Origin of the sequence: Pseudomonas frederiksbergensis (assembly GCF_001874645.1) — a bacterium.
Classification (GTDB): Bacteria; Pseudomonadota; Gammaproteobacteria; order Pseudomonadales; family Pseudomonadaceae; genus Aquipseudomonas; species Aquipseudomonas frederiksbergensis_B.
The window spans coordinates 4,233,495-4,246,785 of record NZ_CP017886.1 but is presented as its reverse complement, the minus strand read 5'-3'; the positions used below and the strand labels follow the sequence as shown (position 1 = coordinate 4,246,785).

The window sequence follows — 13,291 nt, the reverse complement described above, 5'->3', positions numbered from 1 at the left end:
GATTGTTGCCTATTGTTGGATGCTACCCAGCACTGCCGATTTGCCGAACAGCGACATCAGCAGCCAGGTGGAAAAGAGCGAAATACCGACCAGCATGGCTGCATACGGCGCTGCGGCGGCAAAAGCCAACGCAGAGGTATCGACCCAAACCTGAGTGGCGAGAGTCTGCGTGCCGATGGGCGATAGCAATAATGTGGCAGTCAGCTCTGTGACGATGGTGATGAATACCATTGATGCAGCGGCGCCGATGCCAGGCCCAGCCAGCGGCAAAATCACACGCCATGCCGTTTGCCACCCGCTTAGGCCCAACGAGCGGGCGGTATCCTCAAGGCGGGGTTCGATCTGAACCAGCGTGGCGTGCACACCGACCAGGGCCAGCGGCAGGAACAGGATCGAATAGGTGAGGACCAACAGCGCCGCACTCTGGTACAGCGGCTGGATGAAACGGATCGAGATTGAAATCACCGCCAGGGCAATCACGATACCCGGCACGCCCTGCCCCAGATAAGCAATACGCTCCAGCAGGGTGCTGATACGACCTGGAAAGCGCGCCAACAAAAAGCCCAGCGGCAAAGCGAACAATGTGGTGAGCACCGCCCCGGCCAGGCCAAACCCCAGCGAAGCACAGGTCGTGCTGATCAAGCGCTCCGCCGAGAACTCGACGGGCGTCACTGCGGCCTCACTGTGCTGCAGCAGCCAGTAGCCGATCATACCCAGTGGAACCCCCAGGGTAGTCATCGTCAAGCCGGCAAACCCGCCCCATACCAGCCATTTCACCCTGCCCAATTCATAGCGAATGGCCGCCCGACGTGTACCACGATCAAGCCGATCATAGCGTGTGAGCCCGCGCACCTTGAACTCCGCCACCAGGCACATCAGGCACAACAGCATCAGGACGCAGGCGATCAACGCCGCACCGGCACCGTCGAAGCTGGCGCGATATTCGGCGTAGATCTCGGTGGTAAAGGTGCGAAAGCGCAATAGCGCGAACGCGCCAAACTCGGACAGTACACTGAGGGCGACCAGCAGTACCCCGCCCAGCAGCGCGGGCTTGAGTTGCGGTAATACCACGCGAAAGAAGCAGCGCCACGGCCCTAGCCCGAGTGAACGGGCAGTTTCCTCCAGGGCCGGATCCATGCCCCTGAGTGCAGCGGATACAGGGAGGTAAACGAGCGGAAAGTAGGCAGTGGTGACGACCAGCAAAGCGCCGGCGAAGTCCTGCAACGACAAGCTGAGAGAGACCCACGCATAGCTGGTGATGAAGGGCGGTACGGCAAGCGGCACAGCCGCGAGCACCGCCCAGACACCTCGGCCTGGCAGGTGCGTACGCTCGACGAACCAGGCCACCGCCGTACCAATCAAGGCCGAGGCCAACGTGGCCGTACCTACAATGAGTAAGGTATTGAAGGCCAACTCCCCGACGAGAGGACGAAACAATAGCTCGATCGCGTCATCGTAGCCGAAGCTTGCCGCCTGCTTCAGCGTGAAGGCGAGCGGCAACAGCACCAGCAGCGCCACACAGACACAGACAAGCAAAAGTCCGAACGGCGTACGCCGTTCGGACTTGACCGCAATGGTCAGGCTGGCCATTTACAGCAAGCCGGCCTGACGCAGCAACTTGGCAGCATGGCTATCGTCACCCAGCGTTTTCATATCCAGCGGTGGCGGTGAAAGCTGGCTGAACGGCGTGAGCAAAGGGTCGGGAGCCACACCTGCGCGTAGCGGGTATTCGTAGGTCACCTTGCTTTGCGCCATCAGTTGTTGAGCACTCTCGCTGGTTAGGTAGGCGAGAAACTTATGCGAAGCGTCCTGATTGTGCGTGGTCTTAAGGACTGCGACGCCCGACACGTTGATCAGCGCACCGACATCAGCGTTACCAAAGTGATAAAGCGCGCTGTGCGTCCCCTTGTCGCCCAACTCGGTATGCAGGCGAGCCCAATAGTAGTTATTGATGATGCCGGTAGCGACCCCGCCACGGTTGACGGCAGCGGTCACGCCTTCGTTGTCGTTGAAAATCTGAGAGTTGGTGCGCAGGCCCTTAAGCCACTGCAAGGTGGCGGCTTCGCCCTTCATCGCCAGCACTGCACTGACCAGCGGCAGAAAATCACCATCGGACGGAGCGATGGCCAGCTTGCCTTTCCAGGCCGGCTCGGCCAAGTCGAGCAGCGAGGTCGGCAATTGCGCAGGTTTGATCAGCTTGGTGTTGTAGATCAGCACGTTCTCACGTGCCACCACGCCGACCCACTCGCCGCTCGGCGAATTGTAACGAGCCGGGATAGTGGACAAGGTGGAGGGCTCCACTTTCTCCAGCATGCCCTTTTCTTCCAGCAACATCAGTTCGGGGGAGTTCGAAGTGAAATACACATCGGCTGGCGAAGCACTGCCTTCGGCCAGTAGTTGCGCCGCCAGTTCCGGCCCCTCGCCGGTACGTACTTTCACCGAAATGCCGCTCTGTTTTTCGAAATCCTTGACCAGCAGATTGACGGTCTGCTCATGCTGCGCGCTGTACAACGTCAATGAGGCGGCTTGAGATACGCCCGAGGCCATCAGCGCTGCAGCCACACAAGCAAGGTGGAAAGTACGCGGCAACTTGCCGCTGAAAACCTTGAAAGACATTCGCAATGCTCCAAAAACAACGATGGTTACAGCCCATGGAGCGCATCTCGACGATGCGCTCCCGCCCAACAGTTCTTACCCGGCCAGCCCTTCGAACAACGTCGCACCGATGAACGAACCCTCGCTGACACCCGGTGGGCAGGCAAAGATCGCGCTCCCCACATGGGTGGTGAACTGGTTCATGATGTCTTCGGTGGCCAGCTTCTTGTTGATCTTGATGAAGCCAGTGCGCGGGTCGCGTTGATAGGCAACGAAAAACAACCCGGCATCCAGCATGATGCCCTGGCGCCATGGCGGCCAACGCTCGGCATAAAAGCCGACGCCGTCGTTGTAGGAGTAGGCACGACGCAGGATTTGCGCACCGTCGTTTTCAGCGGCGGATGACAAACGCGCATGCGCGTTGGCCGGAATCACCGGGTTGCCGTCCTTGTCCTCAGCGTTCAAGTCCAAAGGGTCGAATTCGTGGGTTTTGCCCAGCGGCGCGCCATTGGCTTTGTCGCGGCCGACGACCTCCTCCTGAAAGCCCAGTTCCGTCTTGTCCCAGTGCTCAAGAGCGATGCGAATGCGGCGCACCACAACATAGGAGCCCTCCTTCATCCAGCCGCCTTCATCGCCAGCCCAAACCACCTTGTTCATCGCATCGCTGCTATGAGTGGCCGGATTGTTGGTGCCGTCTTTGAATCCCATCAAATTCCGACCGGTGCCGCCTGCGGCCGGTGGACTGGCAAAACCGGACTGCATCCACTTGATCGAGGCTACGCCGTCCGCCAGGGCAAGCAGTTCGCGCAGCGCATGGAAGGCCACCTGCGGATCATCGGCACAGACCTGGATGCTCAGGTCGCCACCGCACTTCTCGGCCACCAGTTGGTCGCCGTTGAATTTCGGCAGATCGACCAACGCGTCCGGGCGCCGCGACGCCAGGCCATAGCGGTCCTTGCCGTCGCTGATGAACAAGCCCGGACCGAAGCCAAAGGTCACGGTCAGGCGAGCCGGCCTCAACCCCTCGGCCGAACCGCCATCCAGTGGTGCGGCATCCTTGGGCACCGCCAGCGGCTGTGCCGTCTCGCCACGGCTCAGGCGGTTGGCGGCAACAGTCCAGCGCTTGAGCAACGCGATCACGTCCGCCCGCGCGGTGGCTTCCAGATCGAGCGCGGCAAACAGCGAGTGCGTCTGCTGCGCTGTCACGATTCCGCCCTGGTGCACGCCATAGAACGGCTCGACCCCGGACATCGTCCGGGCAGCGGCATGAGGCTTAGCCAGGCTTTCGGCGGCGGCCGCGCCGCCTGTACCGATCACGCCCGCGGCCACGGCCAGGCTGCTGGCCGCGCCGAGGAACCGCCGCCGAGACAGACCTGGAGCACTGTCGTCGTAGGCACTCATTTGGCCAGGACCAGCATGTTCACGTCGTCTTCAACGTAGTAGAAACCGTCACCGGCAGGCGTCATGGCTATGCCGAACAAGTCACCATTGCCTGGCGGTGTTTGTGCTTTGTTAGCGTCGATCCACTGGGCATAGAGTTGCTTGCCTGTCTGCGGGTCGATCTCCACGACCTTGCCGTTCAAGCCGTTGGTGGTCAGCAGATGACCATTAGGTGCGATGGCCAGCGCCAGCGGACGCAGTAACATCCCATCCTTGGTCAGCGTGCGGCCGACACCGGCGCTGGTAGTACGGGTCGTGGCATCCCAGATTTCACTGATGCGGTTGGCGAGCGTATCGGAGACGTACAATTTGTCGTCCTTGCCCATCGCCAGGCCAGTAGGTCCGACGAGAAACACGCCTTTGTCAGCCTGTGCGCTGAAGCCGCTGCCGACCACGGTCTGATGGGTGATCACCGGTGGCTTGCCTTCCGCGATGGACAGGTCCAGGCGCAGTACCGTGGACTGAATCACCACCGGTGGCGTCCCTTTGGCGCTGCCCAGGCCAAAGCCCGCATTGCTGACAAACAAGGTCGCGGTGGAGCCGTTGTCGATCACTGCCATGTTGCCCCAGGGATCGTTGATGTTCGGACCGGACCAGACATCGACGACCTTGCCGTTCGGGTCGAGCACCACCAGGCAACCCGCGCCCTTGGTGTCGGTGGTCCCGTCATTGCTCGGTGTGCTGCCGACGATCACCCAGCCACTCTTGAGCATGGTCATCGCGGTACTGAGGCCTACGCCTCCCGGGCACTGCGGCAAGTCATGGGGCAATTGGGCAAACAACGACATCTGCTTGGTGGTCGGGTTGTAATCGACAATGGTCGTGCCGACACCCTGCAGGTTGGCCGCGTTGTTGAAGTTGTCGACCAGCACGTCATCCTTCTGGATTTTCCCGGCGGACACCGGTGCCACGGCAATGGCGTACGGGTTCTGGTCGCCATTGTCCGGGACCGTGGACGTCAGGCTGAGGTGCTTGTGGATGTTCGGCAAAAAGCCCTGGGGCTCATCGGCGTGTGCAGGCAGAACGACGTTGAACGTCAATAGCGTGGCCAGGGTTACAAGGCCCTTGCCCAGGCGCGGCAGGCTCGAATACGTCATGCAATACTCCTGATTTCTCGAAGTCGACAGGCCCTGTCAGGCAGGGCCGAAATCAAACAAGGTTGATCGGTGTGGTTGGGCGGGCGTAGAGCGCCCGACCAGCGTCCGGTCTAAAGGGTGATGTTGGTGCGCAGGCCCCAGACCAACGTGTCACCCAGTCGTAGTGTTGGGTCATTCGGGCTCTGGCCCGCCCCTGGATTAAGCGTGTACTGAATGTCCGGTTGCAGTTGCAGCCACGGGGTCAACTGATACTGATAGGTCGCTTCCACGTAGGTTTCGCCGTTGCGTACGCGGTTGCCGCTATCGAGATCGAGGCCGGCGGCAGCGCTGCCGACCTTGGCGTAACCCATGCCCAGGCTGGCGGTATCGGTATCGCGCCCTTCGAAAGGCGAAGTAAGGGTCACGCCGGCGTTAGCACTGAAGCTGATCAGGTTGCGATCACCCGGCGCGCCCATGACCCGGGCGAACACGCCCACCGAGCGCATGCTGTCCGGGGCCAGGCGCCAGATCATCTGGTCGGCCACGGCATACACGCTGTAGTTGCCCGAGTGCTCGGCCGGATTGCCATTGCTGGATGGATCGGCGAGCGACAGCCCATCGGTGCCGAAGCGCTGGTCGGCGAAGTTCTGCGTGTTGTACCAGGCGCCGAGTTTGTAGGTGCCCGGCAGACCCGCGTTGGCGGTCTCCGTCCGGCCCAGCGAGGCTTGGTTGACGCCGTACTGCAGCTCGGCGATGTACAGCGCGCCGGTGTGCAGGTCGAAGTTGGTGCCGTGGGCGTTCTGGCGTTGCGGATCACCGTCGTTGGTGCCGGCCGGATTACCGTCGTAGACGCCTGCGAGTACGCTGATCGCATCGGTCGGATGGGCCCGCACACGTATCCCCAATGCGGACAACGGGTAGGCGGGGCCACCGGCCGGCATGTCGTAGGACGGCACCGCCGGCCAGCCGAACATGGTGTTGACGAAGGTACTGGCGTACTGGCTGACCATGAACTCCTGGTCGATGCTTTGCTGCCCGGCCCGGACGTCCAGGGTCTCATCGAGGAATTTCTGCTGATACCAGGCCTCCCACAGACGGGTACCGGTGTCCGCCTCGATGCCGCTGGCGGTTTGGAGGGTGCCCAGCTTGTCCGCGCTCAGGTTGCGCCCGTGAATGTTCACCGCACTGATGTTGAGGGTGCCGCCGGCCAGGCCGAAGAGCTTGAGCGTGTCGAGCTTCAGCGTCATGGTCGTGAGACCGTCGTAGTCCCCACCGCGATTCAAGCCGCCCTTGGCATTGTTCAGGTACTCGCTGGTTTCCGTCAGCGCCAGGGTCACGCCATAACCCGCGAGGGCCGAGCGCAACCCGCCGATATCGCCGAGCATATTTTGGCGCGTCCAGAAACCGGTCCACTGATCGGCGGGTGCGGCCTGAATGGCCAGATCCGCCTCGGGCAGGTCAACGGGGTTGATCTCGTCGGCAGCCACTGAAGGATTAGCCGCACTCCCTGTTTGTGCTGCAAAAGTCGGACTGATCCAGACGCAAGCGAACGCGCATGTCATTGCTGTCGCAAGCGCAGTGATGGTTTTGCGCGGATGCACCGCGCTGTCTTGCGTTACCACAAGACCTGTTTTGCGGGCTGAAAATAAATCGGACCGGACGTTTTTTCGGCACAGTTTTGATCGGTTGTAAGACATTGCCCGCATCTATAACTCCGTATCCTTTGGCCTACCCCTACACCACAGCTCGCTCGGTTGTAGTTATGAACAGGTATGCACGAGAATAGTAATGAGAATAACTATCAGAATCGGACGCATACTAGTCATCGCATTTAACTAATACAAATTGTTTCAGATGAATTTTTTTTCATTTTCAATCCGCGTGATTCATGCGCGTCATGGAGGGGCAAGGCTGGAGCTGCGGGCACGGGTTCCGGCACAAGCAGAAGGAAGCGCAACCTCGTGTCAGGGATCAGTTGACCACCGCAATTTGATCCACAGGAGCGCGGCAACGTTTCTTGGAAGAAAGGCTAGAGGCTCACCTCATCGCATGGACATGAATGTTCTATGCGAGGCGCGGTGGCATTCTTCTGAGGGAGGGTGATGAAGATCGCATTCACGTCGGCGATGACGGCGGCGGGATGAACTCGGCATACCGCCCGACTCTTCAGTGGACGACGGTGATGTTCAACAGGGTCAGCATCAAGTCGTATAGACACCGTCCTCACCCACACTGTTTTTCAGGCAAAAAAAAACCCGGAAATCCTCACTTTCGTGGGCCTTCCGGATTTTCTAAACTGCTATAAAAATGGTGGGTCGTGTGGGATTCGAACCTACGACCAATTGGTTAAAAGCCAACTGCTCTACCAACTGAGCTAACGACCCGCTGTGTGGTGGCGCGTATAATACTGATTTTTAAGGACTATTCAACACCTAATTTGAAATAAATCAAAAATAAGCGGTTGGGTCGCTGATTCCGGCCGCCAGGAAGCCTTCTGCACGCAGACGGCAGCTGTCGCATTTGCCGCATGCACGGCCGTTATCGTCCGCCTGATAGCAGGAAACCGTCAGCGCATAGTCGACGCCAAGCTTCACGCCCGCCTGGACAATTTGCGCTTTGCTGAGGTTTTGCAGCGGTGCCTGAATACGAAAGCCTTTCCCCTCTACCCCGGCCTTGGTCCCCAGATTGGCCATGCGCTCGAAGGCTTCGATGAACTCGGGACGGCAATCCGGGTAACCGGAATAGTCCACTGCATTCACGCCGATGAAAATATCGCGCGCGCCGAGCACTTCGGCCCAGCCCAATGCCAGAGACAGGAACACGGTATTGCGGGCCGGCACGTAAGTGATCGGGATACCTTCGCTCGGCGCCTCGGGCACATCGATGGAGCTATCGGTCAGTGCCGAGCCACCTATGCCGTTCAGGTTCAGGCCAATCACTTTATGTTCGATGACGCCCAGATCACGCGCCACACGCTCAGCAGCGTGCAACTCGGCGCGGTGGCGCTGGCCATAGTCGAAACTCATGGTGTAGCAGCTGTAGCCGTCAGCACGGGCCATCGCCACGACCGTTGCCGAGTCCAGACCGCCAGACAGCAGGATGACTGCGCGTTTTTCTGCTTTATTCAGTTGTTCCGTCATTTCAGCGCCCCGGTTCGTCGTTCCAAAGATATTTATGCAACTGCAATTGCAGGCGTACCGGCAGGTTGTCCGCGACAATCCAGTCAGCCAGGTCGCGCGCACTCAAGTCATGGTGACTCGGCGAAAACAGGACTTCGCCGGCACGCTGGTCAAGACCGTACTGAATCAGTTTGGACACTGCCCAGTCGTAGTCTTCGCGAGAGCAGATCACGAACTTGACCTGATCATTAGCCGTCAGCAGCGCGATGTTCTCGTAGAGGTTGCGGTGCGCTTCTTTCGACCCGGGTGTTTTCAGGTCGAGCACTCGACTGACCCGTGGATCGACCGCCGAAATATCCAGGGCGCCGCTGGTTTCCAGCGACACCTCGTAACCGGCGTCACACAGCTGCTTGAGCAAAGGGATGGCGTTAGGTTGCGCCAGGGGCTCGCCACCGGTTACGCAGACGTAACGGGGCCTGAAGCCTGCAACCTGCTCGAGGATATCGTCGAGGGACCTGATCGTGCCGCCGCTGAACGCATAGGCGCTGTCGCAGTATTGGCAACGCAATGGGCAACCGGTCAGGCGCACAAATACAGTGGGCAGCCCGGCAGTCCGCGTTTCACCCTGCAACGAGTAAAAAACTTCGGTAATTCTCAATGTGTCTTGCATAGTCGCCACGGGCGTAACAGCTAAACAGGCTGTCCGCCTCCGTCAGGCACTTAAAGGAACCCCGCCAACGCGCAGATCCCCAAAAGCGGTGTTTCATAAAAAGGGCGTGAATTCTAACGAAAAAACCCGCGGCAAGCGCGGGTTTCTTGTAAACGGGTCAAACAGCCTTACATGCGCTGCAGATCGCGTTGGGCCAACTGAGCGGCGGAAGTACCCGGATATTGGGAAACCACCTGCTGCAGAATGCCTTTGACCTTGTCGGTATGACCCAGGCGGCGCTCTACATCAGCGAGCTTGTACAGCGAGTCAGGCACTTTGGCGTGCTTGGGGTACAGCTGCGAAACCTTGGCAAAAGCCTGACCCGCACCTTGCAGGTCGCCCTTGGCCAGGTTCACTTCGCCCAACCAGTATTGGGCATTGCCCGCGTACTGACTGTTCGGATATTTGCGCAGGAATGCCGCAAACGCCTGGCTGGCCTTGTCGAAATCCTTGGCCTTGATCAGGTCGAAGGCCGCATCGTAATAGAGCTTTTCCTTCGCCGGATCACCCGGTTCGCTGCTGGCCGCGGGTGCTTGAGTGGCAGCACTCGCAGCTGCAGCTGCACCGGCGGCATTCGTATCGCCACCGGCTGGAGAATTTTGAGGAGCCGCAGCGGGTGCGCCGCCGGTTCCAATACGCCGATCAAGATCCTGATATCGCTCCAGGCTTTCCTGCTTCATGCGCGCTACATCATTTTGCAGAACTTCGATCACACCCTGTTGGCGTGCAATTTGTTCCTGCATTTGTTGCAGTTGGTTGAACAGCTCGCCCTGTGCCGAGACAGGGGCCGAAACCCCTCCCCCGGCATAGGCGCCGTTCGTACCGTAACCCGCAGGCGGATAACTGCTCCCGCTATTGTTATAACCGGAGTTGTCATCGACCACAGGAACCGCAGCCCACACCGCAAGCGGTGCGAGGCTGAGAGCCAAAACAGTTACAGCACGACGGCACGTTCGCATGACGAATTACTTACGCAGTTCGACGCGACGGTTCTGAGCCCAGGACTGCTCGTCGTGGCCAGTAGCAACTGGACGCTCTTTACCGTAGGAAACCAGTTCCAGCTGAGCTGGGGAAACACCTTGCAGTACCAGGTAGCGTTGAACGGCTTTCGCACGACGCTCGCCCAGTGCCATGTTGTACTCACGAGTACCACGTTCGTCGGTGTTGCCTTCCAGAACAACGCGAGCGCCGTTTGCTTTCAGGTCTTTGGCGTGAACGTCCAGAGCGCGCATGGCTTCTGGCTTCAGGTCCGAGCTGTCGTATTCGAAGTAGAAGGTGGTGATTGCGCGCAGAGCAGCTTCTTCGCTCAGGGAGCCGTCAACTGCACCCGTGTTAGCGCCGTAACCAGCGTTTGGATCTACAGCGCCTGCACCGGCGTTGTCGCCGCCTTTGGACGAGCAACCTACAGCTACAGCCATGGCCAGAGCCAGCGCAGCAAATTTACCAAACTTCAGCATTTCCATCGTGAAACTCCTAATGAACCCCAGTGTGTTAAGTAAAACGTATAGCGCCGCGTCAGTTCAGGTAAGGGGACCAGGAAGGTTCTCTGACTTCGCCTTGAGCGGTAGGAAGCGGGAGCCTTACGCGTCCATTGATGGACACGAGCATCAAGACTCCCCGGCCCTGCTGGGCGGTGGCGTAGATTACCATGGTGCCGTTGGGCGCAACAGTGGCTGACTCATCAAGGTTGGTGTCTGTCAGGATTTTTATGCTGCCGCGCTGCAAATCCTGAGCCGCCACCCGGAAATTGGTGAAGCCATCCTGACGGTGAATCATGACAAGCGTTTTCTCGTCAGCCGACAGTTTCGGGTTGGCGTTGTAGTTACCGATAAAGGTCACACGCTCCGCACCGCCACCATTGACGTTGGTCTTGTAGATCTGCGGCTTGCCGCCACGGTCGGAGGTGAAGTAGATGGTCGAACCATCTTTACCCCAGAACGGTTCGGTGTTGATGCCCGGACCTGCAGTCACGCGAGTGATCTGACGCGAACCCAGGTTCATCACGTAGATGTCCGGGTTACCGTCCTTGGACAGTACGAAAGCCAGGCGAGAACCATCCGGCGACCAGGCTGGAGCACCGTTCAGGCCTTCGAAATTGGTGATCTGCTCACGGCGACCGGTGTCGATGTTCTGCATGAAAATGCGCGGACGCTTCTGCTCGAACGACACATAGGCGATGCGCTTGCCATCGGGGGCGAATCGCGGCGACAGGATCGGCTCGCGCGATTGCAGCAGGGTCACGGCACGAGCACCGTCGTAGTCCGAACGCTGCAGGGTGTAGCGCGTGTTGTTCACCGAAAAACGCTCGGCCGTTACATAAAGCAGGCGCGTGGAGAACGCCCCCTTGATGCCGGTTAGTTTTTCGAACGACTGGTCGGCGATGTAGTGCGCCATGTCGCGCAGTTGATCGACGCCGCCCGACACGCTACCGGTCAGCACTTGCTGCTCGGTGGCGACGTTGAACAGCGCGTATTGCACCTGCAGGCGACCGCCCGCCGGAACGATGCTGCCGACCATGATGTACTGGGCGCCCAAGGCCTTCCAGTCGCGATAAATGACTTCGCTGGCCTGAGTCGGCTGGCTGATCATGTTCTGCTTCGGAATCGGCGCGTAGTAACCCGAGTTACGCAGGTCATTGCCAATGATTTCCGCCATGTCGTCCGGCAGGACGCTACCGCCCTGCCAGCCGAACGGTACGACGGCAATCGGAGTTGCCTGGGAGCTACCACTGCTGACCAGGATATTTTTTTCATCCGCTGTAGCCAGTCCTGCAAAGCAGAACATGACTACAAGCAGTCCTCGAAGAAGGTTTCTCACAAGGCTAGATCCTCAGGTGTGAATGTCATCTTGAATGAACGATAGGGAGCGAAATCACTTGGTTTCAGACCCTGCATTTCGGTCAAACGACCAATATTTTTTACTGCCGCTACCGCGGAACTGTCGAACGGCACATCACCACTGGAATGAGCGACCGAAACTCCGGAGATCGTACCGTCAGGCAACATGTTGATCTGCAAGATCACTTTCATGCCCTTACGGGCCGACGGAGGCTGCGCCCAACCTTCAGATGCTCGCGAACGAATCAGATCATCGAAGTTACCTGCGGTTTCATCGCCCTGCTCGTCCGCCAAAGCCTGTTGACGCTGCGGCTTGTCCGAAAGCAAATCAGCCAGGGCCTGAGCCTTTTTCTCTTCGACAGATTTACGTGCGGCTTCCTGCGATTTTTTCTTCGCAGCATCGGCAGCAGCTTTCTTCTTCGCATCCTCGGCGACTTTCTTCTTCGCCTCGTCCGCTTCAGCTTTCTTCTTGGCGTCTTCCGCGGCTTTCTTCTTCGCGTCTTCGACTATCTTTTTCTTCGCTTCTTCAGCGGCCGCTTTCTTGGCCTCTGCTTCAGCAGCTTCCTTGGCTTCTTCTTCAGCTTTCTTCTTGGCTATATCAGCCAATTGTTTCTGTTCGGCCTTTTTGGCTTCGGCGGTCTTCTTCGCTTCATCGGCTTTCTTGGCTTCATCAGCCTTTTTTGCCTCGTCCGCTTTCTTCGACTCATCGGCCTTCTTGGATTCCTCGGCTTTTTGAGCCGCCTCTTCTTTCTTTTGTTCCGCAGCCTTCACCGCTTCCTGCTCGACCTTTTTCTGTTCCATCTGTTCGGCTTCGGTCTGACGCGCAGCGGATTTCTGCGCTTCACCCGCAATCTTCTGATTGGTCTGGGTGGTCGCCCGACTTTTCGATTTCAGTTGATACAGGGTCGCCTGGACGATCGGCTTGGCCGGCGGCAACTCCGGGGTCATGGCAAAACTGACGAACAGCATGCCAAACACCAGCACGTGCAGGCCAATCGCCCAGACACTAGGCCAGAAGTAGCTTTCCGAGGCTGTCGGCTCTCGCTGTTGCTGCATCAGGGTGCCTCGGTAATCAAGCCAACATTACCGACCCCGGCTTTCTGCAACCCACCCATGGCGCCCATGACGGAGCCGTAATCGACGGTCTTGTCGCCACGAATGAAGACCTGGGTACGCTTGCCGTTATCGTTGCCAGCACGAATGATCTTGGTCACCGCATCAGTCATCTGCGGCAGGGTCATGGCCCTGTCCTGCTGCTTCTCGGTGTCGACTTCGCTGCCAAGGTTCCAGTAATAGGTCTTGTCAGCCTTGATCGAAATGGTCAGGACCTGAGTGTTGTTGTCTTGCGGCAAGGCTTCGCTGGAAACCTTGGGCAGATCAACTTTCACGCCCTGATTGAGCATCGGTGCGGTCACCATGAAGATGACCAGCAGTACCAGCATCACGTCGATGTAAGGCACCACGTTCATCTCGGCAACCGGCTTGCGCTTTTTGCGAGCTCGAGCGATTAAAGCC

General features: G+C 58.9%; 12 protein-coding genes and 1 tRNA gene. All 13 read right to left on the bottom strand.

The window, feature by feature from the left end; genetic code table 11:
- Window positions 1-9 precede the first annotated feature (9 nt).
- Entirely contained in the window at window positions 10-1,590 is a 1,581-nt protein-coding gene (locus tag BLL42_RS20330; RefSeq protein ID WP_071553680.1) for an ABC transporter permease, read from the bottom strand.
- Window positions 1,591-2,616, bottom strand: coding sequence for an iron ABC transporter substrate-binding protein (locus BLL42_RS20325; protein WP_071553679.1), 1,026 nt, complete (start codon window positions 2,614-2,616; stop codon window positions 1,591-1,593).
- Window positions 2,617-2,691: 75 nt separating this feature from the next.
- Window positions 2,692-3,996, bottom strand: a complete 1,305-nt coding sequence (gene efeB / locus BLL42_RS20320) for an iron uptake transporter deferrochelatase/peroxidase subunit (protein WP_071553678.1) — start codon at window positions 3,994-3,996, stop codon at window positions 2,692-2,694.
- A complete protein-coding gene (locus BLL42_RS20315; RefSeq protein ID WP_201788735.1) occupies window positions 3,993-5,132 on the bottom strand; it encodes an NHL repeat-containing protein in 1,140 nt (379 codons plus the stop codon). Before BLL42_RS20315 ends, efeB begins: the two co-directional genes overlap by 4 nt.
- 110 nt (window positions 5,133-5,242) lie before the next feature.
- Complete coding sequence (locus BLL42_RS20310; RefSeq protein WP_201788734.1) at window positions 5,243-6,598, bottom strand: carbohydrate porin; 1,356 nt, start codon at window positions 6,596-6,598, stop codon at window positions 5,243-5,245.
- Between the two features lie 821 nt (window positions 6,599-7,419).
- A tRNA-Lys gene (locus BLL42_RS20305) sits at window positions 7,420-7,495 on the bottom strand.
- 63 nt (window positions 7,496-7,558) lie between these two features.
- On the bottom strand, window positions 7,559-8,251 hold the full coding sequence (queC, locus tag BLL42_RS20300) for a 7-cyano-7-deazaguanine synthase QueC (protein ID WP_071553676.1): 693 nt from the start codon (window positions 8,249-8,251) through the stop codon (window positions 7,559-7,561).
- Between the two features lies 1 nt (window position 8,252).
- A complete protein-coding gene (gene queE, locus BLL42_RS20295) occupies window positions 8,253-8,900 on the bottom strand; it encodes a 7-carboxy-7-deazaguanine synthase QueE (protein ID WP_071553675.1) in 648 nt (215 codons plus the stop codon).
- 167 nt (window positions 8,901-9,067) lie between these two features.
- Complete coding sequence (ybgF, locus tag BLL42_RS20290; protein WP_071553674.1) at window positions 9,068-9,898, bottom strand: tol-pal system protein YbgF; 831 nt, start codon at window positions 9,896-9,898, stop codon at window positions 9,068-9,070.
- A 6-nt stretch (window positions 9,899-9,904) separates the two neighbouring features.
- Entirely contained in the window at window positions 9,905-10,402 is a 498-nt protein-coding gene (gene pal, locus BLL42_RS20285; RefSeq protein WP_071553673.1) for a peptidoglycan-associated lipoprotein Pal, read from the bottom strand.
- A 52-nt stretch (window positions 10,403-10,454) separates the two neighbouring features.
- Window positions 10,455-11,723, bottom strand: coding sequence for a Tol-Pal system beta propeller repeat protein TolB (gene tolB / locus BLL42_RS20280; protein ID WP_236721917.1), 1,269 nt, complete (start codon window positions 11,721-11,723; stop codon window positions 10,455-10,457).
- A gap of 29 nt (window positions 11,724-11,752) precedes the next feature.
- Window positions 11,753-12,832 carry a cell envelope integrity protein TolA gene (gene tolA, locus BLL42_RS20275; RefSeq protein WP_071553671.1) on the bottom strand — a complete coding sequence of 360 codons (1,080 nt, stop codon included), beginning with the start codon at window positions 12,830-12,832 and terminating at the stop codon, window positions 11,753-11,755.
- Entirely contained in the window at window positions 12,832-13,284 is a 453-nt protein-coding gene (gene tolR, locus BLL42_RS20270) for a protein TolR (RefSeq protein WP_167368567.1), read from the bottom strand. The genes tolA and tolR overlap by 1 nt, the downstream gene beginning before the upstream one ends.
- Window positions 13,285-13,291: the final 7 nt, after the last annotated feature.

Excerpts from the sequence above, each read along its gene's own strand:
- tolB (WP_236721917.1), bottom strand. The coding sequence starts at position 11,723 with ATGTTCTGCTTTGCAGGACTGGCTACAGCGGATGAAAAAAATATCCTG.
- ybgF (WP_071553674.1), bottom strand. The coding sequence starts at position 9,898 with ATGCGAACGTGCCGTCGTGCTGTAACTGTTTTGGCTCTCAGCCTCGCA.
- tolA (WP_071553671.1), bottom strand. The coding sequence starts at position 12,832 with ATGCAGCAACAGCGAGAGCCGACAGCCTCGGAAAGCTACTTCTGGCCT.
- BLL42_RS20325 (WP_071553679.1), bottom strand. The coding sequence starts at position 2,616 with ATGTCTTTCAAGGTTTTCAGCGGCAAGTTGCCGCGTACTTTCCACCTT.
- queC (WP_071553676.1), bottom strand. The coding sequence starts at position 8,251 with ATGACGGAACAACTGAATAAAGCAGAAAAACGCGCAGTCATCCTGCTG.
- efeB (WP_071553678.1), bottom strand. The coding sequence starts at position 3,996 with ATGAGTGCCTACGACGACAGTGCTCCAGGTCTGTCTCGGCGGCGGTTC.
- pal (WP_071553673.1), bottom strand. The coding sequence starts at position 10,402 with ATGGAAATGCTGAAGTTTGGTAAATTTGCTGCGCTGGCTCTGGCCATG.
- BLL42_RS20315 (WP_201788735.1), bottom strand. The coding sequence starts at position 5,132 with ATGACGTATTCGAGCCTGCCGCGCCTGGGCAAGGGCCTTGTAACCCTG.
- queE (WP_071553675.1), bottom strand. The coding sequence starts at position 8,900 with ATGCAAGACACATTGAGAATTACCGAAGTTTTTTACTCGTTGCAGGGT.
- BLL42_RS20330 (WP_071553680.1), bottom strand. The coding sequence starts at position 1,590 with ATGGCCAGCCTGACCATTGCGGTCAAGTCCGAACGGCGTACGCCGTTC.